Source organism: Bradyrhizobium sp. 187 (assembly GCF_023101005.1).
Classification (GTDB): Bacteria; Pseudomonadota; Alphaproteobacteria; order Rhizobiales; family Xanthobacteraceae; genus Bradyrhizobium; species Bradyrhizobium canariense_D.
Map to the genome: position 1 here is coordinate 7,475,940 of NZ_CP064693.1, position 26,410 is coordinate 7,502,349.

At 62.5% G+C, this 26,410-nt stretch carries 29 protein-coding genes and 1 tRNA gene; 20 read left to right on the forward strand and 10 right to left on the reverse strand.

What is annotated here, in order from left to right; translation table 11 throughout:
• The first annotated feature begins 92 nt into the window (after positions 1 to 92).
• From IVB19_RS35895 to IVB19_RS35955, 14 genes are all read left to right on the forward strand, one after another.
• Positions 93 to 1,277: a substrate-binding domain-containing protein gene (locus IVB19_RS35895; protein ID WP_018455865.1), complete on the forward strand. Its 1,185-nt coding sequence runs from the start codon at positions 93 to 95 to the stop codon at positions 1,275 to 1,277.
• Between the two features lie 167 nt (positions 1,278 to 1,444).
• Positions 1,445 to 2,221, forward strand: a complete 777-nt coding sequence (locus tag IVB19_RS35900) for an ABC transporter ATP-binding protein (RefSeq protein ID WP_247820810.1) — start codon at positions 1,445 to 1,447, stop codon at positions 2,219 to 2,221.
• A complete protein-coding gene (locus tag IVB19_RS35905; protein WP_018455863.1) occupies positions 2,218 to 2,940 on the forward strand; it encodes an ABC transporter ATP-binding protein in 723 nt (240 codons plus the stop codon). The genes IVB19_RS35900 and IVB19_RS35905 overlap by 4 nt, the downstream gene beginning before the upstream one ends.
• Positions 2,937 to 3,947 carry a branched-chain amino acid ABC transporter permease gene (locus IVB19_RS35910; RefSeq protein ID WP_247295907.1) on the forward strand — a complete coding sequence of 337 codons (1,011 nt, stop codon included), beginning with the start codon at positions 2,937 to 2,939 and terminating at the stop codon, positions 3,945 to 3,947. The genes IVB19_RS35905 and IVB19_RS35910 overlap by 4 nt, the downstream gene beginning before the upstream one ends.
• Positions 3,944 to 5,029: a branched-chain amino acid ABC transporter permease gene (locus IVB19_RS35915; RefSeq protein WP_026233042.1), complete on the forward strand. Its 1,086-nt coding sequence runs from the start codon at positions 3,944 to 3,946 to the stop codon at positions 5,027 to 5,029. The genes IVB19_RS35910 and IVB19_RS35915 overlap by 4 nt, the downstream gene beginning before the upstream one ends.
• A 136-nt stretch (positions 5,030 to 5,165) precedes the next feature.
• Positions 5,166 to 8,276 (forward strand): bifunctional diguanylate cyclase/phosphodiesterase, encoded by a 3,111-nt coding sequence (locus IVB19_RS35920; RefSeq protein WP_247295905.1) that lies wholly within the window; start codon positions 5,166 to 5,168, stop codon positions 8,274 to 8,276.
• A gap of 1 nt (position 8,277) precedes the next feature.
• Positions 8,278 to 9,012 carry a sensor domain-containing diguanylate cyclase gene (locus IVB19_RS40150; protein ID WP_253075554.1) on the forward strand — a complete coding sequence of 245 codons (735 nt, stop codon included), beginning with the start codon at positions 8,278 to 8,280 and terminating at the stop codon, positions 9,010 to 9,012.
• Between the two features lie 11 nt (positions 9,013 to 9,023).
• The gene (locus IVB19_RS40155; protein ID WP_253075500.1) at positions 9,024 to 9,332 is read left to right on the forward strand and encodes a diguanylate cyclase domain-containing protein; all 309 of its coding nucleotides are present in this window, start codon (positions 9,024 to 9,026) and stop codon (positions 9,330 to 9,332) included.
• Positions 9,333 to 9,406: 74 nt separating this feature from the next.
• Positions 9,407 to 9,483, forward strand: a tRNA-Arg gene (locus IVB19_RS35930).
• 64 nt (positions 9,484 to 9,547) lie between these two features.
• Entirely contained in the window at positions 9,548 to 10,078 is a 531-nt protein-coding gene (locus IVB19_RS35935) for a hypothetical protein (RefSeq protein ID WP_247820811.1), read from the forward strand.
• Positions 10,075 to 10,758, forward strand: a complete 684-nt coding sequence (locus IVB19_RS35940; protein WP_247820812.1) for a helix-turn-helix domain-containing protein — start codon at positions 10,075 to 10,077, stop codon at positions 10,756 to 10,758. Before IVB19_RS35935 ends, IVB19_RS35940 begins: the two co-directional genes overlap by 4 nt.
• Positions 10,759 to 10,887: 129 nt before the next feature.
• The gene (locus tag IVB19_RS35945; protein ID WP_247820813.1) at positions 10,888 to 11,214 is read left to right on the forward strand and encodes an eL24 family ribosomal protein; all 327 of its coding nucleotides are present in this window, start codon (positions 10,888 to 10,890) and stop codon (positions 11,212 to 11,214) included.
• Positions 11,215 to 11,239: 25 nt separating this feature from the next.
• Complete coding sequence (locus tag IVB19_RS35950; RefSeq protein WP_247820815.1) at positions 11,240 to 11,488, forward strand: hypothetical protein; 249 nt, start codon at positions 11,240 to 11,242, stop codon at positions 11,486 to 11,488.
• Between the two features lie 221 nt (positions 11,489 to 11,709).
• Complete coding sequence (locus IVB19_RS35955) at positions 11,710 to 12,945, forward strand: phage major capsid protein (protein WP_247820816.1); 1,236 nt, start codon at positions 11,710 to 11,712, stop codon at positions 12,943 to 12,945.
• 393 nt (positions 12,946 to 13,338) lie between these two features.
• Here the strand turns inward: IVB19_RS35955 and IVB19_RS35960 are convergent, their stop codons facing one another.
• From IVB19_RS35960 to IVB19_RS35970, 3 genes are all read right to left on the reverse strand, one after another.
• Complete coding sequence (locus IVB19_RS35960; RefSeq protein WP_247820817.1) at positions 13,339 to 13,902, reverse strand: hypothetical protein; 564 nt, start codon at positions 13,900 to 13,902, stop codon at positions 13,339 to 13,341.
• Positions 13,903 to 14,179: 277 nt separating this feature from the next.
• A complete protein-coding gene (locus tag IVB19_RS35965; protein ID WP_247820818.1) occupies positions 14,180 to 14,998 on the reverse strand; it encodes a HEPN domain-containing protein in 819 nt (272 codons plus the stop codon).
• Positions 14,999 to 15,007: 9 nt separating this feature from the next.
• Positions 15,008 to 16,195, reverse strand: coding sequence for a DUF262 domain-containing protein (locus tag IVB19_RS35970; RefSeq protein ID WP_247820820.1), 1,188 nt, complete (start codon positions 16,193 to 16,195; stop codon positions 15,008 to 15,010).
• Between the two features lie 673 nt (positions 16,196 to 16,868).
• On the opposite strand from IVB19_RS35970, the gene IVB19_RS35975 reads away from it, so the two are divergent.
• From IVB19_RS35975 to IVB19_RS35990, 4 genes are all read left to right on the forward strand, one after another.
• Positions 16,869 to 17,297 carry a hypothetical protein gene (locus IVB19_RS35975; protein WP_247820821.1) on the forward strand — a complete coding sequence of 143 codons (429 nt, stop codon included), beginning with the start codon at positions 16,869 to 16,871 and terminating at the stop codon, positions 17,295 to 17,297.
• A gap of 267 nt (positions 17,298 to 17,564) precedes the next feature.
• Positions 17,565 to 18,098 carry a hypothetical protein gene (locus IVB19_RS35980; RefSeq protein ID WP_247820823.1) on the forward strand — a complete coding sequence of 178 codons (534 nt, stop codon included), beginning with the start codon at positions 17,565 to 17,567 and terminating at the stop codon, positions 18,096 to 18,098.
• 4 nt (positions 18,099 to 18,102) lie between these two features.
• The gene (locus tag IVB19_RS35985) at positions 18,103 to 18,447 is read left to right on the forward strand and encodes a helix-turn-helix domain-containing protein (RefSeq protein ID WP_247820824.1); all 345 of its coding nucleotides are present in this window, start codon (positions 18,103 to 18,105) and stop codon (positions 18,445 to 18,447) included.
• Between the two features lie 71 nt (positions 18,448 to 18,518).
• Positions 18,519 to 19,331 (forward strand): site-specific integrase, encoded by an 813-nt coding sequence (locus IVB19_RS35990; RefSeq protein WP_247820828.1) that lies wholly within the window; start codon positions 18,519 to 18,521, stop codon positions 19,329 to 19,331.
• A 241-nt stretch (positions 19,332 to 19,572) separates the two neighbouring features.
• On the opposite strand, the gene IVB19_RS35995 is transcribed toward IVB19_RS35990, so the two are convergent.
• Positions 19,573 to 19,782, reverse strand: coding sequence for a hypothetical protein (locus IVB19_RS35995; protein WP_007598219.1), 210 nt, complete (start codon positions 19,780 to 19,782; stop codon positions 19,573 to 19,575).
• 168 nt (positions 19,783 to 19,950) lie between these two features.
• On the opposite strand from IVB19_RS35995, the gene dinB reads away from it, so the two are divergent.
• Positions 19,951 to 21,054: a DNA polymerase IV gene (gene dinB / locus IVB19_RS36000; RefSeq protein ID WP_018455858.1), complete on the forward strand. Its 1,104-nt coding sequence runs from the start codon at positions 19,951 to 19,953 to the stop codon at positions 21,052 to 21,054.
• A gap of 115 nt (positions 21,055 to 21,169) precedes the next feature.
• Here the strand turns inward: dinB and IVB19_RS36005 are convergent, their stop codons facing one another.
• The 6 genes from IVB19_RS36005 to IVB19_RS36030 form a co-directional block, all read right to left on the reverse strand.
• Positions 21,170 to 21,463, reverse strand: a complete 294-nt coding sequence (locus IVB19_RS36005) for a hypothetical protein (RefSeq protein WP_007598221.1) — start codon at positions 21,461 to 21,463, stop codon at positions 21,170 to 21,172.
• 240 nt (positions 21,464 to 21,703) lie between these two features.
• On the reverse strand, positions 21,704 to 22,390 hold the full coding sequence (locus IVB19_RS36010) for a DNA-3-methyladenine glycosylase I (RefSeq protein WP_018455857.1): 687 nt from the start codon (positions 22,388 to 22,390) through the stop codon (positions 21,704 to 21,706).
• 111 nt (positions 22,391 to 22,501) lie between these two features.
• Positions 22,502 to 23,029: a GNAT family N-acetyltransferase gene (locus IVB19_RS36015; protein WP_085385541.1), complete on the reverse strand. Its 528-nt coding sequence runs from the start codon at positions 23,027 to 23,029 to the stop codon at positions 22,502 to 22,504.
• Positions 23,030 to 23,150: 121 nt separating this feature from the next.
• Positions 23,151 to 23,891 (reverse strand): di-trans,poly-cis-decaprenylcistransferase, encoded by a 741-nt coding sequence (locus IVB19_RS36020; RefSeq protein ID WP_018455855.1) that lies wholly within the window; start codon positions 23,889 to 23,891, stop codon positions 23,151 to 23,153.
• Positions 23,892 to 23,922: 31 nt separating this feature from the next.
• Positions 23,923 to 24,297, reverse strand: coding sequence for a winged helix-turn-helix domain-containing protein (locus IVB19_RS36025; RefSeq protein ID WP_007616058.1), 375 nt, complete (start codon positions 24,295 to 24,297; stop codon positions 23,923 to 23,925).
• Positions 24,284 to 24,901 (reverse strand): hypothetical protein, encoded by a 618-nt coding sequence (locus tag IVB19_RS36030; protein WP_018455854.1) that lies wholly within the window; start codon positions 24,899 to 24,901, stop codon positions 24,284 to 24,286. Before IVB19_RS36030 ends, IVB19_RS36025 begins: the two co-directional genes overlap by 14 nt.
• A 199-nt stretch (positions 24,902 to 25,100) precedes the next feature.
• Here IVB19_RS36030 and IVB19_RS36035 point away from each other — a divergent pair, with 199 nt between their 5' ends.
• Positions 25,101 to 26,348: a S1C family serine protease gene (locus tag IVB19_RS36035; protein ID WP_026233040.1), complete on the forward strand. Its 1,248-nt coding sequence runs from the start codon at positions 25,101 to 25,103 to the stop codon at positions 26,346 to 26,348.
• The last annotated feature ends 62 nt before the right edge of the window (positions 26,349 to 26,410 follow it).

Consider the following 26,410-nt stretch of genomic DNA (forward strand, 5'->3'; position numbering starts at 1 on the left):
GCCCGTCGCGTGGTCCGCCGGAAGGTGGAATTGCAATGTCCGCACGGTTGTGCAAATCGCTATGGCCAAAGAACTCATCAGGAGGGACCATCGTGCGCCGATCGCTCATCTTAACAACAACCATCCTCGCCCTCGCCGCGGGCACCTCCGCACAGGCCGACGATCTCAAGATCGCGCTGATCTATGGCAAGACCGGCCCGCTCGAGGCCTATGCCAAGCAGACCGAGACCGGCCTGCAGATGGGGTTCGAATACGCCACCAAGGGCACCATGACGCTCGACGGGCGCAAGATCGTCGTCATCACCAAGGACGACCAGGGCAAGCCGGATCTCTCCAAGGCCGCGCTCGCGGAAGCCTATCAGGACGACAAGGTTGACATCGCGATCGGCACGACCTCGTCGGCCGCGGCACTCGCGATCCTGCCTGTCGCCGAGGAAAACAAGAAGATCCTGATCGTCGAGCCCGCGGTCGCGGATCAGATTACCGGCGAGAAGTGGAATCGCTACATCTTCCGCACCGCGCGCAACTCGTCGCAGGACGCGATCTCGAACGCGGTCGCGATCGGCAAGCAGGGCGTCACCGTCGCGACGCTGGCGCAGGACTACGCCTTCGGCCGCGACGGCGTCGCCGCCTTCAAGGAGGCGCTCGGCAAGACCGGGGCGACGCTCGCCGCCGAAGAATATGCCCCGACCTCGACCACCGACTTCACCGCGGTCGGCCAGCGCCTGTTCGACGCGCTGAAGGACAAGCCGGGCCGCAAGGTGATCTGGGTGATCTGGGCCGGCGCCGGCAATCCGCTGGCGAAACTCCAGGACATGGATCCGAAGCGCTACGGCATCGAACTGTCCACCGGCGGCAACATCCTGCCGGCGCTCGCCGCCTACAAGGGCCTGCCCGGCATGGAAGGCGCGACCTATTATTTCTACGCGATCCCGAAGAACCCGGTAAATGACTGGCTTGTCGCCGAGCACCAGAAGCGCTTCAACGCGCCGCCGGACTTCTTCACCGCGGGCGGATTCGCCGCGGCGATGTCCGTCGTCGCCGCCGTCACCAAGGCGAAGTCGACCGACACCGAGAAGCTGATCACGGTCATGGAAGGCCTGGAGTTCGATACGCCCAAGGGCAAGATGATGTTCCGCAAGGAAGACCATCAGGCGCTGCAGAGCATGTATCACTTCAAGGTCAAGGTCGATCCGAATGTCGCCTGGGCCGTGCTCGAGCCGGTGCGCGAGCTGAAGATCGAGGACATGGACGTTCCGGTCAAGAACAAGCGCTGATCTTTCTTCCTTCACCTCTCCCGCTTGCGGGAGAGGCCGGGAGAAGGCTCTGTCCTCTTGGGGTTCTCGCCTGAGGAGACACCCTCTCCCACCCTCTCCCGCAAGCGGGAGAGGGAGCGCAGCCTGATCGCGGACAAATTCTCCTCTCATCATTTGCCAGATCCGCCATGACGCTGACCCTCGAAACCCGCGACCTCACCATCCGCTTCGGCGGCCATGTCGCGGTCAACAGCGTCACTTGCAGCTTCCGCCCGGGCGAACTCACCGCGATCGTCGGCCCGAACGGCGCCGGCAAGACCACTTATTTCAACCTGATCTCCGGCCTGCTCCGCGCATCGAGCGGCAGCATTCTGTTCGACGGCACCGACATCACCCAGCATTCCGCGCCGATGCGGACGCGCGCAGGCCTGGGGCGCGCCTTCCAGCTCACCAACCTCTTTCCGAATCTGTCGGTGGAGGAAAACGTCCGCCTCGCGGTGCAGGCCGCCAACGGCACTCACTACGACATGTTGCGGCCCTGGATGGTCCGCCGCGATCTGATCGCCCGCGCCGATGCTATCCTGGATCAGGTCGCGCTCGGCGGCCGCCGTGGCGTCGCCGCGACCGCACTGTCGCATGGCGATCAGCGCAAGCTCGAGGTCGCGCTGATGATGGCGCTCGAGCCAAAGGTGTTCATGTTCGACGAGCCGACCGCGGGCATGAGCATCGACGAGGTGCCGGTCGTGCTGAACCTGATCGCGCAGCTCAAGCAGGACAAAAGCAGGATCATTCTCCTGGTCGAGCACAAGATGGACGTGGTGCGATCGCTCGCCGACCGCATCATCGTGTTGCATAACGGGCAGCTTGTTGCGGACGGCAGGCCTGCCGAGGTGATTGCGTCACCGATCGTGCAGGAAGCCTATCTCGGCGTCGCGCCCAATAAAGTTGCAGGGAGCGCAGCATGACCGATCTGTTGAGGCTCTCCGGTGTTCACACTCATATCGGCCGCTATCACATCCTCCAGGGCATCGATCTCGCTGTCGCGCAGGGGCAGACCACGATGCTGCTCGGCCGCAACGGCGCCGGCAAGACCACGACGTTGCGCACCATCATGGGCCTCTGGCAGGCCTCCTCCGGCGAGATCAGCCTCGCCGGCGAGCGCATCGAGAGCCGTGCGACGCCCGACATCGCGCGGCTCGGCGTCGGCTACGTGCCGGAGAGCATGGCGGTGTTCTCCGACCTCACGGTGAAGGAAAATCTGGTGCTGGCGGCGCGCGACGGACCACTCGACGACGCCCAGCTGGACTGGATTTTTGGCTTCTTCCCCGCGCTGCGCCGGTTCTGGCTGTCGCGCGCGGGAAGTCTCTCGGGCGGACAGAAGCAGATGCTGTCGATTGCCCGCGCCATCATCGAACCCCGCAAGCTCCTGCTGATCGACGAGCCGACCAAGGGGTTGGCGCCGGCGATCGTGATGGCGCTGATCGAGTGCCTGAAGGAGATCAAGCGCAAGGGCGCCACGATCCTGATGGTCGAGCAGAATTTCTTTGCCGCCCGCGAGCTCGGCGACAACGTGCTGGTGATGGACAACGGCACCATCGTTCATCGCGGCGAGATGGCGGCCTTGGCCTCAGACGTGCCGCTGCAGGAGCGGCTGCTCGGCCTGAGCCTGGAGACGCATCAATGACCGAGCTCGCCGCAACCGATCCGCTGCCGAAGCCGAAGCGCGACATCGCGCCGATCCTGCTGCCGATCGCGGTCGCCCTGGTGATGATCCCGCTGATCGGCTCGCCCAGCACCTGGCTGACGCTGACGGCCGCGAGCCTCGCGATGGGCATGATGATCTTCATCATGGCCTCCGGCCTGACGCTCGTGTTCGGCCTGATGGACGTGCTCAATTTCGGCCATGGCGCCTTCATCGCGGTCGGGGCCTATGTCGCGACCCTGGTGCTGGCGCCGTTCGCCGCTTCCCTCCAGGCGGATTCGCTGTGGACTAACCTCGCGGTGCTGGCGCCGGCGGCACTGCTGTCGATGGCGGTATCCGGCGCGCTCGGGCTGGTTGTCGAGCGGGTGCTGATCCTGCCCGTCTACGGTCAGCATCTGAAGCAGATCCTGATGACGACGGGCGGCCTGATCGTCGCCGAGCAGACGCTCTATGCGGTGTGGGGGCCGCAGATCATCCCGACGCCGCTGCCGACGTCGCTGCGCGGCTCCTTCATCCTCGGCGACGTCGCGATCGCGAAATACCGCGTGCTGGCGACGCTGATCGGCCTCGCCGTCTTCATCGCGATCCAGCTCGTGCTCAACCGAACCAAGCTTGGCCTTCTGATCCGCGCCGGCGTCGAGAACCGCGAGATGGTCGAGGCGCTCGGCTATCGCATTCGCCGTCTGTTCCTCGGCGTGTTCATGACGGGATCGGCGCTCGCCGGCCTCGGCGGCGTGATGTGGGCGCTGTATCGCGAGCAAGTCCACGCCTCCATGAGCGACGACCTCACCGTCCTGATCTTCATCGTCGTCATCATCGGCGGCCTCGGCTCGATCGGCGGCTGCTTCATCGGCGCGATCCTGGTGGCGATGATTGCCAATTACGGCGGCTTCCTGGTGCCTAAGCTCGCCCTCGTCTCCAATATCCTGCTGATGGTCGCCATTCTGATGTGGCGGCCGCGCGGCCTCTATGCGGTGACCAGCCGATGATGATCCTGTCAGGCGATCCGCCGCGCAGCCGCGTGCTCACGCTCGTTCTCGTCCTCATCATCCTGGCGCTGGTGGCGACGCCGTTCCTGTCTCCCGGGGCGAAGGCGCTGAACGTCGCGGCCAAGATCTGCGTCTTCGCCGCGCTGGTCGCCTCCTACGACCTCCTGCTCGGCTATACCGGCTCGGTGTCATTCGCACACACCATGTTCTACGGGATCGGCAGCTACGCGATCGCGATCGCGCTGTACGGGATGGGCCCGAATTGGGGCGCGGTCGCAACCGGCATCGTGGTCGGCCTGCCGCTTGCCGCGCTGCTTGCGCTTGCGATCGGACTGTTCTCGCTGCGGGTTGCCGCGATCTTCTTTGCCATGATCACGCTCGCGGTCGCATCCGCCTTCCAGGTGCTGGCCTCGCAGCTGTCCTGGCTGACCGGCGGCGAAGACGGGCGCAGCTTTCAGCTGCCCGAGCTGCTCAGGCCCGGCACGGTGCTGATCTCGAAGAACGTGCTGGGATTCGAGGTCAACGGCCGCCTCCTGACCTACTATCTGGTGTTCGCCGTCTCGGCCCTGATGATCCTCGCTTTGCTGCGGGTGGTGAACTCGCCGTTCGGGCGCGTGCTGCAGGCGATCCGCGAAAACCGCTTCCGCGCCGAGGCGCTCGGCTTCCGCACCGTTTTCCACCTGAGCTACGCCAACTGCATCGCCGCACTGGTCGCCGCCGGCGCCGGCATTCTCAATGCACTGTGGCTGCGCTATGCCGGTCCCGATACCTCGCTCAGCTTCTCGATCATGCTGGACATCCTGCTGATGGTCGTGATCGGCGGCATGGGCACGATCTACGGCGCGATCATCGGCGCCACCATCTTCATCCTCGCCCAGAACTATCTGCAGGCGCTGATGGGCGTCGCCTCCAAGGCGGCCTCGGAAGCCGGCCTGCCACTGCTGCCGGGGCTGTTGCATCCAGACCGCTGGCTGCTGTGGCTCGGGCTGCTTTTCATCGCCAGCGTCTACTTCTTTCCGACCGGCGTGGTCGGACGGCTGCGCAATCTCGGCGGCGACAAGAGCGCGAGCGGATCGCATTAACGCGTGATTCATGATGCAGCGCGGCGGCTCGCTCGGCGCAACCGTATTCGTGCAACGAGATTAACCCCCAGGTAACTGGCTTTCCTAAGCTTTACGCCATTTGTGCGGTGTATTCCTGTCCTTCCAGGGGGAGGGAATGCGCCAGGTCTTTGCAGAGATTGCGTCACGAATGTTCCTAGCCGCGAAGCACGGCTGGGAGGCAGCCATCCGGCGCGGACCGGTGCTGTGGCTTACTTTGTGCGGCGTGTTGCTGGTCGCCGGGATCTTCGCGGTGACCGCCATGGCCGTCGGCGAATTTCGCGAACGTACCCTGACCAACCGCGAGCGCGAGCTGGAAAACACGGTGCAGCTGATCGCGCGGCACTTCGATCAACAATTCGAAGATGCGGACGTCGTCGCCGCCGATGTGATCGGGCAGATGAATCTGCCGGAGATCAGTTCCGCCACGGCTTTCCGCGAGCGCATGTCCGGACCCGCGACGAACCAGATGCTGCGGAGCAAGATCAGCTCGGTGTCTTATCTCGGCGACATCGCGATCTACGATGCCGACGGCGAGCTGATCAACTGGTCGCGAGCCCAGCCGCTGCCCAAGATCAACATCTCCTCGCGCGCCTACTTCCAGACCTTCAAATCCGATCCGATGGCCGAACCGGTGATTCTGGAGTCGGTCCGCAGTTTCATCATCGGCAAATGGACCACGATTGTCGCACGTCGGCTGAGCGGCGTGGACGGCAGCTTCCTCGGCACGATGGTCCGCCGGATCGATCCGGACAGCTACCAGAACTATTTCGCATCCGTTGCGCTTGCGGAGGGCACGGCGATCTCGCTGTTCGACCGCAATGGCAAGATGCTGTCGCGCTACCCGCATGTCGAAGAGCTGATCGGCAGGGACTTCAAGGACGCGCCGCTGATGCGCAAGATGCTGGCCGAAGGTGGCCGGCACACCCTGCGCGTCAGGGGCCCGATCGACGGCGACGAGCGCCTCGGCTCCGGCGCCTCGCTTTCGCATTTCCCGCTGGTCATCGTCGCGACCAACACCACGAGCGCGGCGCTGGCCGACTGGCGGCAGCAGACCGGTTTCATGGTCACCACCGCCGCGCTTTCGGCGACCGTGATTGCGCTGATCCTGTTCCTGATCGTTCGCCAGATCAGCCGTCAGAATCGGGAGGCGCAGCAGCGGCTGGAAGCGGAGCGAGGGCGGCTCGACACCGCCTTGAACAACATGTCGCAAGGGTTGATCCTGTACGATGCAGCCGGATACATCGTCACCTGCAACCGCCGCTACGCCGACATGTTCGGCCTCTCCCACGACGTCATCAAGCCCGGCTGTCACATCCGCGAGGCGATGTATCATCGCAAGGAGCGCGGCGCGTTCGAAGGCGATGTCGAGGCATTTTGCGCCGACGTCATGAGGATCGTCGCGGAGGGCACGGTCTCCACCAGAAGCCATCACTTGCCGAGCGGCCGCGCTTTCCAGGTCATCAACACCCCACTCGCGCAGGGCGGATGGGTGGCCACGATCGAAGACATCACCGAACGCCGCAATCTGGAGCAGGAACGCGACCGCAACTACATGTTCCTGCGCGAGATCATCGACCACATCCCATCGCAGATCACGGTGAAGGATGCTCAAACGCGGCAATATCTGCTGGTCAACCGGACCGCGGAAGAGCAATTCGGCCAATCGAGTGAAAACATCGTTGGCAAGACTCCCTTCGACATTTACCCGGATGCCTCCGCCAGAGTCGTCACCGACGACGACAGCAAGGCGCTGCAGATGACCGAGGGATTGTTCAAAGACGAACATGCCTGGCAGAGCCAGGCCAAGGGAATGCGCTACATCACCTCGACCCGGATCGGGATCCGCGACAATTCCGGCGAGCCGCGTTACCTCATCAACGTGGTCGAGGACGTCACCGAACGACGGCGCGCCGACGAGAAGATCGCGCATATGGCGCATTACGATGCGCTCACCGACCTGCCCAACCGGACGCTATTCCGCGAGCAGATCGAGCGCGAACTTGAGAAGGTCGGCGGCGGCAGTCAGTTCGCGCTGCTCTATATCGACGTCGACGAGTTCAAGGGCATCAACGATTCGCTCGGCCATCACGTCGGCGACGAGCTGTTGAAGGGAATCGCCGCCCGCATCCGCGGCTGCCTCGGACAGGACGACCTGATCGCGCGGCTCGGCGGCGACGAATTCGCGGTGATCCAGACCGGCATCAAGTCGTCCGCCGACGTGGTGTCATTCGTGACGCGGATCTTCGAGGCGATCCGCCGGCCCTATCACTGCTTCGGCCATCAGCTCTCCACCGACGCCAGCATCGGCATCGCGATGGCGCCGCAGGACGGCACCGATCTCGACCAGCTCATCAAGAATGCCGATCTCGCGATGTACGGCGCCAAGGCCGGAGGACGCCGCGCTCACCGCTTCTTCGAGCCGGAGATGGATGCGAGCGCCAAGGCGCGCCTGAGCCTGGAGCAGGATCTGCGGCAGGCCCTGGTGAACGGCGGTTTCGAGATCCACTATCAGCCGCTGGTCGACTTGCGCACCAATGAGGTCACAGGCTGCGAGGCGCTGCTGCGCTGGCGGCATCCCGAGCGCGGCATGGTGTCGCCGGCGGAGTTCATTCCGATTGCCGAGGACACCGGCCTGATCAACGAGCTCGGCGACTGGGTGCTGCGCATGGCCTGCAACGAGGCCGCGACCTGGCCGGCGCATGTGCGTGTCGCGGTCAACGTCTCGCCGGTGCAGCTCAAATGCGACACGCTGGCACTGCGGATCGCCGGCGCGCTCGTCGCTTCCGGACTTGCCCCCTCCCGGCTCGAGCTCGAGATCACCGAGGCCGTGCTGATCCGCGACGACGAGGCGGCGCTCTCGATCCTGCACCAGCTCCGCGCCATCGGCGTGCGCATCGCGCTCGACGATTTCGGCACCGGCTACTCCTCGCTCAGCTATCTGAAGCGCTTTCCGTTCGACAAGATCAAGATCGACCGCTGTTTCGTCGCTGATATCGCCGAGACGAGCGGCGCGCCCGTGATCGTGCAGGCGGTGGTGAACATCGCCGCCGCCAGCGACATGACCACGGTCGCGGAGGGCGTCGAGACCGAGGCGCAGCGCGAGATGCTGCGTGCGCTCGGCTGCACGGAGATGCAGGGTTATCTCTTCAGCAGACCGAAGCCGGCCAGCGAAGTGCGAAAGCTGTTCGGTTCGAGCCATGCCTTGCCGGTGGCGGCGGTGGCCTGAGATGGCGAAGCCGGGGAAAACGCCAGCCAAGACGGTCGACGTTGCGGATTCCTATGCCGTGCGGCTGATGCAGCATCTGGTGGTGCCGACCTTCGTGATCGACCCCAAGCGCCGCGTCGTGATCTGGAACAGGGCCTGCGAGCGGCTGACCGGTGTCGCCGCCTCCGAGGTGATCGGCACCAATAAGCACTGGCAGGCCTTCTACGAGACCAGGCGCCCTTGCCTCGCTGACCTCGTCGCGCTCGACCGCCCGGAACAGCTGCCGGCGTTCTATTCGGAATATGCCGCGCGCGGTCATAACGGGCTCGGCTTCAGCGCCGAAAACTGGTGCGTGATGCCGAAGCTCGGCAGCCAGCTCTATCTCGCCATCGACGCCGGCCCCATTCACGACGAGGCCGGCCATCTGATCGCGGTGGTGGAGACTTTGCGCGACCTTGCCGACCAGAAGCGCGCCGAGATGGCCCTGAAGGAGCTTGCCACCAAGGACGGGCTGACCGGCCTGTCGAACCGCCGCGCGTTCGACCAGATGCTGATGAGTGAATGGGCCCGCGCCCAGCGGACGCAGAAGCCCATGGCGCTGCTGTTCGTCGATGTCGATCATTTCAAGCTGTTCAACGACCGCCACGGCCACCAGAGCGGCGACGAATGCCTGCGCGCGGTCGCGTCCGTCGTCAGCCGGTATGCCGTGCGCCCGCCGATCTCGCCAGCCGTTAGGGCGGCGAGGAATTCGCGCTGATCCTGCCGGACATGGGTTGCGATGCCGCCTGCGCCATCGCCGACGAAATCCGCTGCGCGGTGATGGCCCTGCGGGTCACCCACGGCGCCATCGGTGCCGGCGAGCACGTCACCCTGAGTGTCGGCGTCGCCAGCCACATTCCGGACGAAACCGACGACAGCCCCCAACGGCTGCTGGGCGCGGCCGACCAGGCGCTCTATGCGGCCAAACGGCTCGGCCGCAACCGCGTCATGTGCTCCGAACGGCTGCTCGCCGAGTTCGCCAAGCTCGGGCGGGACGGCGTGCCGGTTCCTGACCGCGCGACTCGTAAATCAGCCTAGCCCAAATCAGCCTGGACGAAGCCGGCGGAAGCGGTTGCCCACCCTCCGCCAATCGGCTAAATGAACCTCGACTAGCACCCGTAGCTCAGCTGGATAGAGCGTTGCCCTCCGAAGGCAAAGGTCACACGTTCGAATCGTGTCGGGTGCGCCAGTTTTCCGCACTTTCAAACTCATCAGTCCGCAGAATGTCCGCGTAATCTGTTCGCAGGGCGTTCTTGCAGCCAAAGAACCTGTTCTGCGATGGAACGGGTTTTGCCGTCGCGCGCAAAGTCGTTCGAGGGCGAAAGAATTCTGCCAAAAGCGAAGAATTCTCTGAGCGTCACCGCTGCGGCTTCCGGAAACAACTGTTCCTTGTCGGCACAGTTGTTCGCCGCCACGCGCTACCGAAAAACACTTCCAGTACGGAAGGGTTTTGCAGGCCGGCACGCCTCGCGGAGGCAGTCGTGAAACCGGGCGGCTGGAAGCATAACCAAGAAACCAACACCAAAATAGCGGCGACCAGGCGTGCGCAGCTGAGCGATCCTGCGGAGCGCGCCAAAATAAGCGAAGCGACCAAGGCCCGCATGGCTGATCCGGCCGTACGGCAGCGCATTCGTGAGGGAATGCTGAGGGCCAGCGGCTCAGCCGACGAGCTGCGGACGCTGCGCGCTGTCTGGCGCGCAACGCGCACCACTGTTCGGGCGCGGTTCATGGCCGAACTGCTCGAGCCGGTCTGTCGCTCCGGTCGCGAGGACGATCAGTCATGAGCTGGCAGGCTACCGCTTGGGCTGCAAAGCAGGTAACAGGCTCGGCTTCGAACAAGATAACCTTGTACGCGCTGGCGAACTATGCGGACGACAAGGGCATTTGCTGGCCCACGCAAGAGACCCTCGCTAGGGACACTGAGCAAAGCGTCGATACCGTCCAGCGGCGCATCAAGTCGCTCGTTAAGCTCGGCCTGATGCGCGTCGAAACGCGGCCCGGCGGCCGCGGCCAGTGGGATGGCAGAAAGTATCACCTGGCGATGGGTGTTGCAGAAATGTCCGAGCCGCAATCTGCGGTACGGTCAAGGCCGGCAAATGGGCCCGCAACCAAGCCTCACCATGCCGCACCAGACCCGGTCACCGTACCGCACCAGGCCCGCCCACCATACCGCACAGCTGTGCGGCATAAACCTTCAATAGAACATCCAATAGAACCTTCAGCGCGAACAACTGCGAATTCCGCTGACGAGCGTCTGCGGGCTTTCCAAGGGAAGTGCGAGCCGACAGAGGTCGTCCAGAACCGCATAGCTCAGCGGCTTGGATCGGAAGGTTGGTTGATTCTAGGCGAGCTGAGCGATGCGCAGCGCGCAAGGCTAACCACGCTGCAGCGTCGTGGTCAGCTCGATGATGCCGCCCTGGCTAGCTTCGCCGCAGCTGCGCGCCTGGCGCGGCCGCCACCATGACGGCGAGCCTCTGACCTGGGGGGTGGGTCAAAAGTCACTGGATCTGCAGCGCTGAGACCGGCCTCTCTCTCATTCGCAGGTTTTTTTCCTGCCTGGACCGCATTTTCGGACCTCCGACGGACGATCGACATGACCGCTCAAAAAAGGTGTGAGACAGATCAAGGCCTTACAGGCGATGCTCAGACGTCGACATCGATCGAGGGCCTCGATCGGACGAATAAATTCCCGCAGCTCTCGCTGCCGCTCGCGCAGTCGACTTCCTGCGATGTCTGCGGAAAACCGTTCGAAATTGTTCGCCGCCGTGGCCGGCCGCAGCGGTTCTGCAGTGATCCTTGCCGCACCGCGCAGGCGAAAGCGCAACGATCGGATTGGTCGCGCCTGAATTGGGCGTTGCGTAGCGCCGCGAGACGAAACCTCTCAACCTCAAACGGAGAAACTCCCGATGTCGAAGCCTGAAAACGCAAATCGCACAATCGTCAGCATGCTTGCGACCAATCCAGCCACCATTGAGCAGAACCTGGCTCGCGTTTGGCATCGCCACCTCGACGACCTGGTCGCTGTTGGCGTGCCGGCCGAGATGGCCGAGCAGTCGATGTTGGCAGCCGCGCTGGTGCGCGCAGCGCGATCGGAAGGCGGCGCCGCCGTAGTTTGTCGCCTGCGCGATGCTGCCGACGCCTTCGAGCGCGAGCTGCTCACCGCGGAGGCGCAGCGCCGTCAAAATTTCAATTGACAGCATTTAGAAAAATAATCGAGCTTGACCGCGTCTCAGCCGCCGCGCGTTTCGATTCGGCGGCTAGAGACCCGACACGCGCGACGCTGTCGAAGCCCATGCCAGGCGCTGGGACCGGACAACAAGCCGGAATCACTTTTCCCCGTTGAAATCACCTCGCTCGAGGCGAGCGCAAGCTGTCACAACGCGAGATCATCAATCCCGCTCGAAAGGAGCGCACCATGACTACCATTCGCATGAACCCGCGGCGTACAATGCCGCACGTTGCCATTGCCGCACTCGCGGTTAACCAGCCGCGGTCAGTTGTCGGCTTTCCGAGGAATGAAGCCGACCCCGTACAGCGCGTGCTGAGCGAGATCGGCGCGGAAGTCGCCCGGATCGGCGGCGACGCGCGTACCCGCATTGAAGCTGCTCAAAGGCGCATCGACGAGCTCGAAACCCGCAACCGCGATGTCGAGCAGCTTTTGGCCGATGGAGCTCATCGCGGCGGCCGCTTCGGCGGCAGCTCGAGTGAGTCGCCTGGCGAGATCTTCATCCGTTCCGAGGCCTTCAAGAATTTCGGCGGCTCGGCCGGCCGCGGGAATATTTCTGCGGTTGTGCAGGCCATCACCTCCGCCAGCACGTCCGCTGGCGGGATGATCGCTCCCGATCGGCGCAGCGAGATCGTCGGCCTGCCAAAGCGCCGGCTGACGATTCGCGGGCTGATCGCGCCAGGCACCACGAACAGCAATAGCGTCAACTATGTCCGGCAGACCACCCGCACCAACAATGCCGCGGTGGTGACCGAGGGCGCCCAGAAGCCCGAATCGGTGTTTGCCTGGACCGAAGCCGACGCGCCCGTGCGCACGATCGCCCATTGGGTTCCCGTGTCTCGCCAGGCGATGGATGACGCTCCGATGCTGCAGTCGACGATCGACGGCGAGCTGCGCTACGGCCTCAGCGTTAAGGAGGAGGAGGAGCTTTTGCTCGGAAGCGGCGCCGGCCAGCACATCTACGGCATCGTCCCTCAGGCGACCGCTTACGAGACCAGCCGGAACATCACTCTCGATACGGCTTTCGATACGCTCGCGCATGCGATCGCGCAAAGCGAGGTGGCGTTGCTGCCGGCGACCGGCATCGTGTTGAATAACAACGACCTCGAGTCCTTGAAGATCATCAAGGACGGCGATGATCGTTACATCGGCGGCGGCCCATTCGGACCGCCGATAACCACGATTTGGGGCCGGCCTGTTGTCGGAACGCCGGCCATGGCCACCGGCGAATTCCTGGTCGGTGCCTTCCTCGACGGTGCGCAGATCTTTGACAGGCTAGACGCTGAGGTGCTCGTCAGCTCGGAAGATCGCGACAACTTCATCAAGAACATGCTCACGGTTCGCGCCGAGGAGCGGCTCGCGATGGCAGTCAAGCGGCCGGCCGCGTTCGTGCACGGCGCGTTTCCGGCTGGCGCAGGCGTTTAATTGAATTCGGGGCAGACATTGACGCTGCCGCAGCCCGGCGAACAACGAAAAGAATCCTGCCTGCCCCGGTGATGTGACGCATGGGTTCAAGGATTCAAGGCTGGCATAGTGGGGGCGACCTTCTCTCGGAAGGAAGCGTCGCCCCCTTTTTTGTGGCTGAACTTTTTTCAATTCTAACTGCATCGATCTTTCTCATGCCGCAACTCAACAAAGGAACACCATAATGGCAATTTTCGCAGGCTGCCGCGACAGGCATCGCCGCCACGCAACGGCCGGCCCGCATCCCCTCAAGACAGCGCCGCGGGCATTTCCATGCGAGTGCTAAGGCACCGGCCCGACAAGATCCGATCATGCGACCCGCGCTCCCAAGCAGACTGAGCCGTCCTTTAGGCGCTAGCCGTACCCCTTCACCGGCTTCTTCTTTATCGAGCCATCGGCATTACGCGGAACGTTTGCATCCGCGATGCGGTCGATCGCCTTCCTAAGCCCAGCCAAGTCCTTTTCGTGTGAGCCCAAGAAGCCGGTGCACAGACTAGAAGCCAAGATCACGATCATCTCGTCGGGATCGTCTTTATGCGTCTCTGCGACTTCTTCTGGGGCCTCCGAACAGAATAGCTTGCGAACCTTATCCATCCGGGACGCCCGTTTCTTCGGCTCAAGATTGTGGGCCACCTCGTTCCGCAGCTCCGCTATCGCGTGCATGAGCTTCCAAATCGACATCTCGTCCTCACGTAGCGAATATGCGCGCACAATCTCAACCTTTTGGAAAAAGTTCATGCGGGCGTCGAGGAGGATATCCGGGTGGAAAAAGATCAGCCGGATGATGTTGTCGATCGCGCTCTCCATGATGAGATGGCTCTTGAGCACGACCAGGGTGAAGGCGTCGACCTGTTCGAGGTGCTTTTTAAATTGCTGGACGTACTTATCATCCGTCGGGTCTTTGGCTTGTTCAACCATCCTATTTGTCCTTCAGGCGGCGATAGGCAACTGCAGTCCCATGGGCCGATCGTCGAATTAGGCTCTTTCGTGCACGGCGGACTGCACCACTGGCGGCACCGTCTTGAACCTCAATCACTCTAGTGGCACGTCGGGCACCATCGGCGCGCCGCTTGCGGGAATGTTCTCCGGTTCGCCGCAGGGCGGCACCAGTGCGCCACTTCGGATCGTGTAGCCAAACGCTGGTAGCGGAGTGCGTGGTGCGGGTTGCACCCTAGAGAAGTGGACTTGGCAGTCTTTAATGATGATCACGCTTGGTCCACCTCCCTGGCGATGTCCAGGACGACCACCATGACGATTGCGGCTTTGCTTCCGGCGCAGGGGTGCGAGGCACGACTTGAGGCATGATGTTGTTCATCGTTTCCGCAAGAGACCTACCGATCGCGTCAAACACGTCGACGTCGTGCAATATTTGAGCGGGGCCACTCGACCGAACCAGCCGAAGAGAATGCGCAATTTCGTTTCGACGCTCGAAAAATTCGTTGAGGTATTTTAGCAGTTTGCCATGGGTCTTTCCCTGCTCGCTTTCGCCGAAATTGTCGATCAGCGGAGCCTTATCGGATATTTTTGAGCAGATGTCAGTCACGTTGCTTAGTTTGAATAAGGCGTTGATTTCATTTGGTCGCATATTGTTTTCGTTGTGTATCAGATCAGCATATATGTCCTGGGATAGATCGCCGTTGCAAAACTGATGCACCGCGTTGAATCGCGTGAGCGCGAGTGCAAGCTCTGCATCACTTGAACCGTTTGGATTGCCTGCACTCACGTCGATACGCGTCAATGTAGCAAGCGTTCGCCGCCACGCTGTCGGCGCGATGTTGCGAGGAAGATCTTCAAATCTTGTCGCGCTCTGGATCACAAGCTTAGCGCAAGTGAGGGCCATCTCTCGAACGTACTCCTCGAACGTAGCGGCCAACAACAGCGTCGCCGAGTTCGCCGCCGCGACCCGAGTCTTTGGAGTACCCTTGAGCGGATCGTCAAACGCCACAACGAGTGATCTGATTGCCGCCAGGTCTTCCATGAATTCTTCAGTTGCGAGAGCAAACTCATTGGCCATTCCAGCTTCTCATGGCCTCAGAATAGCGCGCACCAGGGAAATGCGCTCGCGGACCGACCGAGCTGTATTTCCCCTGGCGGTTAGGACGGTCAGACGATCAGTATCCATCATCGCGCTCATCATACGCTCCTGGACGCCAGCTTTGTCGGCTAGCATCGCGGCCGCATGGTCCCACAGCATGTTGGTGGCCACCATGGACGCATCGTAGATCGCAGCCGAAATCCGTTCGCGCCCCTTGTCGTCTGGCGGCAACAGAAACGGCCGTTTATCGAAAAGATTGTAAAGAAAGGCGAAACGTTGCTGATACTCTTCCTTCAAGCTGTCTGCTTCTGCATCTGAGACCTGGCGCTGCATCGCACGATCAAGCATCGCCCGCATTGATCCGCGGATGTTTGGTTCATCCTTCAGCGCGAAATAGCGCAAGACCAACTGACAGTCTCCCATCGAGGCGTAAAGACCGTTGAGTTGCCTGCTCGGATTCTCGTAATACTCGTTTGGGTCTGCTTCGATGTATGGTGGAATGTCGAAGACTTCTGTGAATAAACGGAAGCGGGTGAGCTCAATTATAATCCTGTTGAATGGTCCTGGATTGAGAGCGTTACGTATCTCTTGAGGGTTCAATTTGGTGCCGCCAGTATTCAGGCGATCGAAAATGAACCGGCGCAAATCGGTCATCGTGAGATTGCCTCTCGCGGATTTTTCCATTTCGCTTTCCAGGAGCAGCACAATGGCCGATAGGCTTCCTCGATCAAGAGCGCGTTTGATCCGTGGAGGGCACCGCGAGTAGCGCAGGCCATTCAGCGGCGCTAAAACTGGTAAGCCGGACAAAGCAAAGTCGCCGGCAATGAATTCGCGCACTGCATTTAGCCGTTGCTGTCCGTCCATGACCTCGTAGCGAGCGGCATCGCTCTCGTAAAGAAACACGGGGGGCACTGGAATATTCAGTAGCAGAGATTCTATCAACTTAGATTTTTGCTGCGCACTCCAGCGCAGTCGCCTCTGATATTCAGGCCGAATGTTAATCACCTCTCCCCGATCGATCAGATCGCGAATTTGAGGAAGAAAGAAATTATTGGTTTGATAGACGATTCGGAACGCGTTCTTCGCGAAGAATTCGTCGGCGTCAACTTGCGGGCTTTCAGCTGACTGCGGATCTAAAAGATCTTCAGGGTCGCCCATTATAACTTCTATCGGCATAGCTTAATCTCCTGAAGACTTTGCGATTTTTGACCGCTGGCGCCCATGCCGCGGCTCTCGAGGGCAAACTACATTAGCTCATGCCCGCGCGAAAGCCGCCCAGGGACGGCTTGCAATCGGCTGCAAATCAGTGAATCTGTCCGTGGGCTTGGAAACCCGGACCAGAGCTATAGCCGCACATCCTTGGTCAGGATGCTCCCGATTGGCGTCGGGGGTGACGGCTGAACTAGGTGGTCTCTGTGAGAACCGCCTAAACGGACGCACTTGGCGGTGCGGCTCCGAACCCTGCTTTTATGGCCGGGGTCGGGCGTGCTGTCCAGCCGGGCAACCGGTAAAAGCGCTCGGCTCGTCGCTCTGGCGAGTTTCCAACCCCCGGCTGCAGCGGCTGTCCCGCTGCGCGGGCCTTGGAAAGCCCGACAACAGAGCACGCAACATGACACTTCAACGACCGATGTTTCCGCCTTCGGCGGATCTCAGCGCCTATTTCGATCGCTCGGCCATGCGCCCGGCTGCGGAGCGGCGGCCTGGCGGGCTTAGCGGCCCTGCCGCGCTGCCAACGGCCACGCCGCACGTCCAAGGCTGTACGGGCTTCCCAGCCGCCTCTGCGGCAATATCGGGCTTGCCCGGCCAGCCGGCCGCGGCGGAACGGTCACTGGTAACCCGGAGAAGCGTCATGTCTGCGTTGAGTTCAACTGCTGCCCTGCCCCTCATCACCACGCCGTCGATTGCGACTGCGCCCACTAATGGCATTCCTCACGAGCTCGCCGCCAGGTTTGCTGATTTCTATGGACGGTGGCGCGAGCAGAGGGGGCGTGACGAGTTCGCGACGGTCGAGGATCCAGAGCTTACCAGATGGGAGGCTCTGAATTCAGAGCTCGCCGTTCTGCAAGGCCGAATCATGAGCTGCCAGCCGCAAACAGTCGATGACATCGTCCTGCAGGCTCGGCTTTGCGCACTAATCAACAGTGAGCTATGGACCGACGCTGCAACAGTGGAAGCGGCCGACGCCGGCGCGCGCTCGCACCGTCAGCTGCTCGAGAATATCGCAGCATCGAGCGGCGCCGAGCTGCTGCCTGGTGTCGAGACCATTTCGCTGGCGTGAGTGCAGAACAACACAATGAATGTTGCCGCCGCTGGGGAGCGATTCCCGGCGGCGCTTGCAATTTGGTTAGGATCGCCGTACTAAGTGCGAAGCGCCTCACTACTGATTCCATTGATCAGGGTAGTGAGATCGAGAGGATCGGGGCGGCCAAGGTCGTCAGGGCTCTCGAACGCAAGCCGCACAAGGCTTCGGCGCATCCCTCTCGGAAACACCGAGTCCAGGGTAGGCGCAAAGCGTTTTTCCAAATTCGAACACTGGACATTCAGCATGTTTGACGCACCTCTGGTGCCGACTTCGGTCGGCGCCGAAATCGCTGATTTGAAACTCTTCACTGCGCAATCATGGGTGAAGAAGCGGTGGCTTCTGCTTAAGAGGAGAGAGAGCGATCAGCCGTCGAGCGGACGCGGGGCGACAGCGCTACTCTCTCCGCGGCGGGTTCTGCAAATGGCGGTCGCGGCGAGACTCGTTGAATTGGGAATGAGCCCTAAGGCCGCATGCAACGCGGCTCTGCAATTTACTGATCGGTCCAACCCTCTCGAGGCGCCGGGCTTCGAACGCGCCCCAGGCGAGCTCTATGGGGGCGGGGCACTGACGGCGCTTTGTGCCTATCCTGACGGCACCGCCGCGGTTGTGCGTGCCGATCGGAAGAATACGCCTTTCGAACAAGTGTTCTTTCCGATCGGGTCGGCCAGCGTGGCTGGCTCCGGACGCAAGGAAGGCGCGATCGTTTTGCTGCTCGACTTCATTGTGAAGGGCGTTGCCGAGCAATTCGCCGGGTTGGCGGAGCGCGGGGAAATCTGAGAACATGGAGCGCAAACCGATGGCCGGATCTATCTCGGACCTGCCGATGCTGCCGACACCTCAGCAAGTAGCGGACGTGCTCGGGCTAACGAAAGCTCAAGTGCGGGGACTGATTGCAGGCGGCAAAATTGCGCATATCCGAGTCGGAGCGCGTTTGGTCATTCCGCGAGACGCGATCGAGACTTTCATCATCGAGAACACGGTGCAACCATGCCGCGACGAAACCAGGGACCGCGCCTTCGCTTCCTCAAGAAAAGAAAATGTTTCTACATCGTCTGGTCTGATGCCGGACGCAGCCGCGAGCGCTCAACGGGCACTGCGGATCGCAAGCTCGCTGAAACCGCGCTAGCAGACTTCCTCCACGTTCGAACGCGCGACATTGGCCCGCGGGACCCCCGCGAGATCCTCGTCACAGACGTGATGGCTGACTACGCCGAAGAACGCGGCCCTGATACGGAGGCACCTTGGCGCATTGCTGCGGCAGTCAAGGCGCTAACACCCTTCTGGCAGGGTAAAACCGTCGCCCACGTCACGGGCGAAACTTGCAGGGGATACGTCGCTTTTCGCAAGCGCTCGCCAGGCACTGCTCGACGCGAACTCGGCGTGCTCCGCGCAGCAATCAATCACGCTCATCGGGCCGGCCGCCTAGCGCGAATTGTTTCAGTCGCTCTGCCGGAAAGCCCTGAGGCACGCGATCGCTGGCTGACCCACAGGGAAGCGGCGGCTCTTCTGAGAGAGGCGATGCGCGAGCCGAGAGTTCGGCTGCATCTTCCTCTCTTTATCTTGCTGGGTCTGTACTCTGGTCAGCGAAAGAGCGCGATCCTGTCCCTCCGATGGAACCAAGTCGATCTCGCCGCCAGCCGGATGGATTTCAACACGCCTGGTGCACGTCGCTCCAACAAGCGACGTGCGCGGCAGCCGATCCCGCGCCGACTGCTGGCGCACCTGCGCCGGGCGCGCAGGCGCGGGACCGAAATGGGTTTTGTAGTCCACGAGAACGGGAACCGACTTAAGGACATCAAGCGCGGCTTTGCGTCGGCTTGCGTCCGGGCAGGGCTGGGCGAGGTCACGCCACATGTGCTCCGGCATACTTGCGCCACCTGGCTCATGCAGCGGGGCGTCCCTCTCTGGGAGGCTGCTGGCTATCTGCAAATGACCGTGGAGACGCTGCAGCGGGTTTACGGCCACCATCATCCGGACTTCCTGAAAGGCGCCGCCGAGGCCTTCTCATGACCGTCCGCGTTTCGTCCGCGCTACGCGGATCAATTCTGGCTTCGTTCACGCATGTTAGAGGTCGAAAGATGTTGCAAACAAACAGGAATTACCCCGGCTTGAGTTCTCCGAAGGCAAAGGTCACACGTTCGAATCGTGTCGGGTGCGCCAGTCTCCTCCAGTGCGCGCTGGAGGCACCCTCACCCGATTTGCGTTGTTACCCCGCCCGCTCAGGTCATCGCCTGCTCGGCGCAAGCCCACCTCAATTCAGCATCGAGATGATCGCCTGAACCTGGTCGGAAGCCGACGTGACCAGTCCGTCGTAGGACGTCTGACCGTGTGCGGCCGCCTTCAGGATGCATTCGGCGACCGCCGCCTTCAGGCCGAACACCGACTGATCGGGCGGCACGCTGGCCATCACGGCCTCCAGCGCCTGACGCATCGTTCGAATGAGTTCGGAGCTGTATTGCATGGGCTGTCCTCCGCAGCCTCATATTAGAGCGCGCGGCCATGCTGGCCACTCACAAGCCTGAGATTGTTTTTTGATGAAGTGGGACATCCCGGAGCGGCGGCCAGCCTGTCTCGAGCGCTGAACCACACCCACCTCGCGCTTCTCATCGCTCGATTGTATCATCTTGCCATGAGCGAATCCGACACGGCGACCGGCGAAGCTTCGCCCGTCCGCAAGATCATCCATATCGACATGGATGCCTTCTACGCGTCCGTGGAACAACGCGATCATCCGGAGCTGCGCGGAAAGCCGGTCGCCGTCGGAGGCTCCGCGGAACGTGGCGTCGTCGCGGCCGCCAGTTATGAGGCCCGCGAGTTCGGCGTTCGCTCTGCCATGCCATCCGTGACGGCGAAGCGACAATGTCCCGATCTGATCTTCGTCAAGCCGCGCTTCGAGGTCTACAAGGCGATCTCTAGGCAGATCCGCGACATCTTCGCGGAGCATACCCCCATCATCGAGCCGTTGTCGCTCGACGAGGCCTATCTCGACGTGACGGAAAACCTGCAGGGCATCCCGCTGGCGCGTGATGTTGCGCTCAGGATCCGCGAGAGGATCAAGGCCGAGACGGGCCTCAACGCTTCGGCCGGCATCTCCTACAACAAGTTCCTGGCCAAGCTCGCCTCCGATCATCGCAAGCCCAACGGTCAGTTCGTGATTTCACCGGAGATGGGACCCGCCTTCGTCGAGACCCTGCCGGTCGGAAAGTTCCATGGGATAGGCCCGGCCACGGGTGCGAAGATGAACGCGCTCGGCATGTTCACCGGTCTCGATATTCGTCGTCAGACGCTGGAGTTCATGAATGCGAATTTCGGCAAGTCGGGCGCCTATTACTACTGGATTTCGCGCGGTGTCGACGAACGGCCGGTCCGGGCCAACCGGGTCCGCAAGTCCATCGGCGCGGAGACCACGTTCTCAAGCGATCTCACCGAATTCGACGCGCTGGTCGCCGAGCTCAAGCCGCTCGTCGACAAGGTGTGGCGCCATTGCGAGGCGACGGGCAGCCGTGGCCGCACCGTCACCTTGAAGATCAAGTTTGCCGACTTCGAGATCATCACGCGCAGCAGGTCCGCTCTTTCGCCGGTTGCAGGCCGGGACGATCTTGAGCGGCTGGCTTGCGGCCTGCTCGAAGTCGAGATTCCGCTGCCCAAGAGCGTCAGGCTGCTGGGGGTCTCGCTGTCTTCCCTCCAGGCCGGGGACGATGCGGAGCCGCCGCAGCTGACTCTCGGCATCTGAACCAAACCGACGGGCTTTCGGCGGACGCAGAGAGCCACGTCGAGCGCGCTCGCAACGCGAATCTACGGTGGCGGGTTTTCAGACTCGCCGCCGAAGGACGATCCGCCGGGCCCGATCAATGCCTCACGTGCTCGAACACGACGATCACGCCCGTCGGTTCGGGCTCGTGTGCCATCAGGCGGGTCAGCTCGGAATCGCCCCAATCGGCGAGGCTGACGACTTCGCCGCTCTGACGCTCGGTGCCGGGCGGCGCCGTGGGCTCGACGACCTTCAGCCCCGTCTCATCGACGAAGAAAGTGTGCTCGCCGAACATGCTGTTGAGCTGCGGCATCGCGGGATGCTCGTCGGGCAGCACTTGAGCGCCGAGCTGGTTGACGGTCTGCTTCACCTGTTCGGATGTGAGCTTCATGAGCTGCTCCGTTTCTGTCACGTCGGTTTCACTGAGCTGAGCCAGAGCGGGCGTTCCCTGCGCTGATGTTCGCCTGGCCCAATCTTCCGAACAGGTGCTACGCACAAATGTTCCGGAGAAATGCATTTCGTGATCGCGCGTCGCGTCTGCCGCGCTTGCGGCACCAGATCGCCACAGGATGCACATGATTCAACATCCCAAGAGCCAAATTCCAAGAGCTGATTTCAAGAGCCGAATTCGTTACTCGCTTCTGTTCTCGCCAACAGAGAGCGCGCAGATGCGTGACAGATATGTGTAGGACAACCCGGTCTCCTCGGCCCACGCGTTGAACTGCGCCTGCACCTTGGCGAGATCGCCCTTCGACTTGACCTCTTCGGCAATGTCGAGACCGGCATCGCGCAGGCAGGCCACGACGTCCCTGGACGTCACAAAGCCGTCCCAGCCGACGAACCGCAGCAGCATCTGGCCGGTATTGCCACCCAAACGGCTGCCGCGCTTGCTTAGAAGCTCGAGCAGGCCGATCTGGTCGGACGGCGGCCACTTCGTCAGAAACCTGCCGAAGCTGCCGTGCTCTCTTGCGATCTCCTGGACGAAGGCCGCGTTGTCGCGCACCGACATGATCTTGGCACCGTTGCGCACGATGCGCGCGTCGCGCAGCAGGTCCTCCCAATAATCCTCCGGCTGGAAGGTGAGCTTGGCCGGTTGGAAACGCAGGAAGGCGTCTTCAAACCCGTCCCATTTCGTCTCGATCACGCTCCAGGCAAAGCCCGCGCAAAACACACGCTTCGTCATCTCTGCGAGGATGCGGTCGTCGCCGCGTTTGGCGAGGCCCTTCAGGTCGGGCTTTTCCGGCATCAGCTTTTCGAGCGCCTTGGGCCCGCCCTTGCGTTTTTCGGCGCGCGCACGAATGGTCTTGAAGGAGGTCATTGGGAGACACGCGATTGAGGGTGTGCCACGACACCAGAATTCGACGCTCGGGTCCAGCTCCGCCACGTCCGCCGACTTCGGTCGCGCTTGCTCGGTTCGCGGCAAGCCCGGCTATCGCGACAGACGCTTCGCGAGATGGACCGACTGCCAGTCTCCGAGACCGGTGTCCTCGAACCCCGCTTTCTTCGCAAGACCGCGCATCTCGGCGTTCACGCGCGCGGTCTCGGCTGCAATCATCTCGTGACCGAGATCGCTCGCGTGCCTCTCCATCGCCGTCATCATCTGGAGGCCGACGCCCTGGCGCTGAAAGCCATCGGCAACAGAGATGGCGAAATCACCATGCCGTGCAGCCGCATCGTAGGCGTATCTGGTTTCGCCGATGATCGTGCCCTGCCCTTCGTGCCTGATCTCGGCGAGCAGGGTGAAATGACCGGGATTGCTGGTCTTGGCGACGCATTCGGCCGCGATCATTGCAAAGTCCGCCCGCGCGCCCATGAAGCGCTTGTTGCGCGATGTCGTGGAGAGGCTCGTGAAATAGATCGAGAGGATCTCGACATCGGACGCGCTGGCCGGCCTGATACGAAGCGTGGCGTTGCCTTCGGCTGACTCGACAATGGCATCCAGCAACGGCTGTGACATGCGCGCGGCTCTCGGCAGGTTGCATCGAATGCACACCTAGCCGAGACCGCGCGCTTACCGCTTGGACGGTGCTGCCAATCTTGCGGCCGAAAACGAACAGTTCGTTGCTCGGTGCCGGGCGTCACACGCGAGAGAGTGAAGGCACCTCCTCCGGCACGATCGCCTGGAGGCCGCCGAAGCGACGCTCGCGGCCGTGGAAGGAGGCCAGGGCCGCAGCGAGATCGCCTGCGTCGAATTCGGGCCACATCCGCTCGGTGAAGTGCAGCTCGGCATAGGCACCTTCCCAGAGCAGGAAGTCCGACAGCCGTTTCTCACCCGAGGTGCGGATGATGAGGTCGACGTCGCGCAAACCGGCCTCGCCGGTGACGAGCTGCGAGAACGCCTCGCGGGTGAGACTCGTCAGCGCCGCCGCCTTCGCCGCCGCGTTGAGGATGGCGTCGCGGGCGGAATAGTCGACGGCGATGCGCAGATGAAGCGTGCCACCGTGCGCGGTGGCGTCTTCCGCGCGCGCGATCGCATTGGCGATACCGTCGGGCAGGCGGTCTCGCCGGCCGATCACGGTGAGGCGCACGCCGTTCTTGACCAGGCTCTGCACCTCGTTGCCGAGGTAGAATCTCAGAAGCGTCATCAGCGCGGCGACCTCGGCCTTCGGCCTTCGCCAATTGTCGGTCGAGAAGGCGTAGAGCGTCAGCGTGCCGATGCCCTGCTTGGGCGCGGCCTCGACGATGCGGCGGATCGCCTCGACGCCGGCCTCATGGCCGCGCACGCGCGACAGGCCGCGCCGCGTCGCCCATCTGCCGTTGCCATCCATGATGATGCCGACGTGAAGCTTGTCGTTGCGGGACACAAGGTCACTTTGCATTGCAAAGTCTCCGGTCAAAAAAGGGGGAGGATCAGGTCGAGACGATACCGAGACGGCCGAGCGGCGCCGCCTCGCGGCCGGCAGCCTTGGCTGCGTCGCGCACCAGGCGTTCGAGCACGGCGAGATAGTCGAGGAAGCGGCGGCGGCCGGCCTTGGTCAGGCGGCAGGTCGTGTGCGGGCGATTGCCCTCATAGCCCTTGGTCACCTCGACGAGGCCGGCTTCCTGGAGCACGGCGAGATGCCGGCTGAGATTGCCGTCGGTGAGGCCGCAGAGCTGCTTGAGATCGGCGAACGCCAGACCTTTCGGATGCGCCATCAGCGAGGTCAGAAGTCCGAGCCTCGCCTTCTCGTGGATCACGCGGTCCAGTCCTTCATAAGAGAAGGGTGCGCTGTCAATCTTCGACATCATGGTCTCCCGATGCGAAATACAGAATGCCCGCCATCACCGATTGCCCGATCACGAAGGGCAGGCCCATGGTCCATGGCGACAGCGTATGGGTCTGGCTCGCGAGCACCACCACCGCAAAGCCGGATATGAAATACCAGGCGCCGGCGAGCGCCACGGTGCGCGGCAGCGAACGGACGGAGGCAAAAATGCCGAGCGACACCAGGATCTGCCACAGGCCCGGCAGCAGCCACAGCGTTTCGCCCGCGAACTTCCACATCACCACCGCAAGCAGCACACCGGCAACGCCAGCGGGCAGGAATTGCTCGACGGCCTGGTGGATCATGGCATCAGCGAGGCCCGAATGATGGCGGCGCGAACGCGCGCGCATCTCGATGCCGATGATCAGGCCGGAGAGCGCGGCGGCAATGAACCAGCCGAAGAAGAAGCCGAGCGGTTCGCTGGTGGCATCACCAAGCAGCCAGAATTCCAGGATCGCGGTGAGAAGCGCGACCGCGCCGGTCGCGGCCATCGTCGCCGGGCCGTAACCGCGAAATGCCGTGCCTGCCGCAATCTGGCTGCGGATCGCCACGATGTCGGCCAGTGCCTTGTCGAGATCGCGCATTGGCAACGCCAAAACCTCGCTCCGCCTATCCCTGCCGGGTCTATCCGTCTGTTACTTTGTACCGCAAAGCATATCGGATTGCAAAGTAAAGGCAAGTCCCGAAGGTCGCCCGAGAGGATCCGTCCTCAACAGACAACTGCCGGTTGCGCGAGACGTCCTCCCGCGGATAAGATGCGCGCGAACGCGCTGGGGGGAGAGTATGTGGCTTAAGCCATTCATCGTTGCGTCATTATTGCAGGTGAGCGTCGTCACCGCAGCACAGGCAGCCGGCCCATTCGGCAGCGTCAAAATCGGCAACTGGGTCGGCGGCGCGTTCAGCAATGACGAAACGGGAGCCTTCTCGCATTGTGCCGCGACGGCGCCTTATGCCAACGGCGTCATTCTCGTCGTCGGCCAGAATGCTGGGGGCTCGTGGATCTTGAGCTTTGCCAGTCCCAGCTACCGCTTCAAGCAGGGCGAGAATGCCGCGATCGACGTCATCTTTGACGGACAGGAGCAAGCCAGATTGTTCGCCACGGCCAACCAGACGAACATGCTCAGCTCCGTCATGCCTGCCAACGTGGTACGAACGTTTCAGAAGGCAAGCCTGATGGTCGCGACGAGCGGCCGCACCGTGCTGAATTTCGACCTGACCTCGGCCGGGCCCGTGATTGCGGCACTGGCCAATTGCGTCACCAAGGTGAAAGCCGACGGGCTCGACAAGGCCGGCGACTTCACCAAGATCGCCGCCAAGCCGCAGCCAGCGCCGGACAAGCAGGGACCGCCAGCCAACGGCAGCAAACCTGCCAGAGCCAAGAGCGGCACCGGGTTCGTCGTGAGTGCCAGCGGACACGTCGTCACCAATAACCATGTGATCAATGGCTGCGTCGGCGACATCAAGGGCAATCTCACGGGCGAAGCCGGAATGGTTTTGCGCGTGGTGTCGAGCGACGCCAACAACGACCTCGCCTTGCTGCAGGCGCCGTCGACGACCATGTTCAAGGAGTTCGCCCGGATCCGCGACCGCTCGATCCGCTCCGGCGATTCCGTCGTCGCGATCGGCTTTCCCTTCCATGGGCTGCTGACTTCGGACTTCACCGTCACGACCGGCATCGTCAGCTCGCTCAGCGGCATGCGCAACGATTCGCGTTTCCTGCAAATCAGTGCGCCGGTGCAGCCCGGCAATAGCGGCGGCCCGCTGTTCGACACCACCGGGCAGATCGTTGGCGTCGTTACGGGAAAGCTGGACGGATTACGGATGGCCGCTGCGACCGGCAACATCCCCGAAAACATCAACTTCGCGATCAAGACCGGCGCGTTGCGCGACTTCCTCGACAACTCCGTGGTGCCTTACCAGACTGCCGAACCGAAAGGCGAGATCAAGACCACAGACATCGCGGGCAATGCGCGGCCCTACACGATGCTGATCTCGTGCAACGGAATCGAGCAGGCCGACGCGAAGCGGTAGCGGCAACGCGGGCCGGCTGGAGGCGTCGAGCCTATACGAGGCGCTCCAACCGGGCTGAAGTC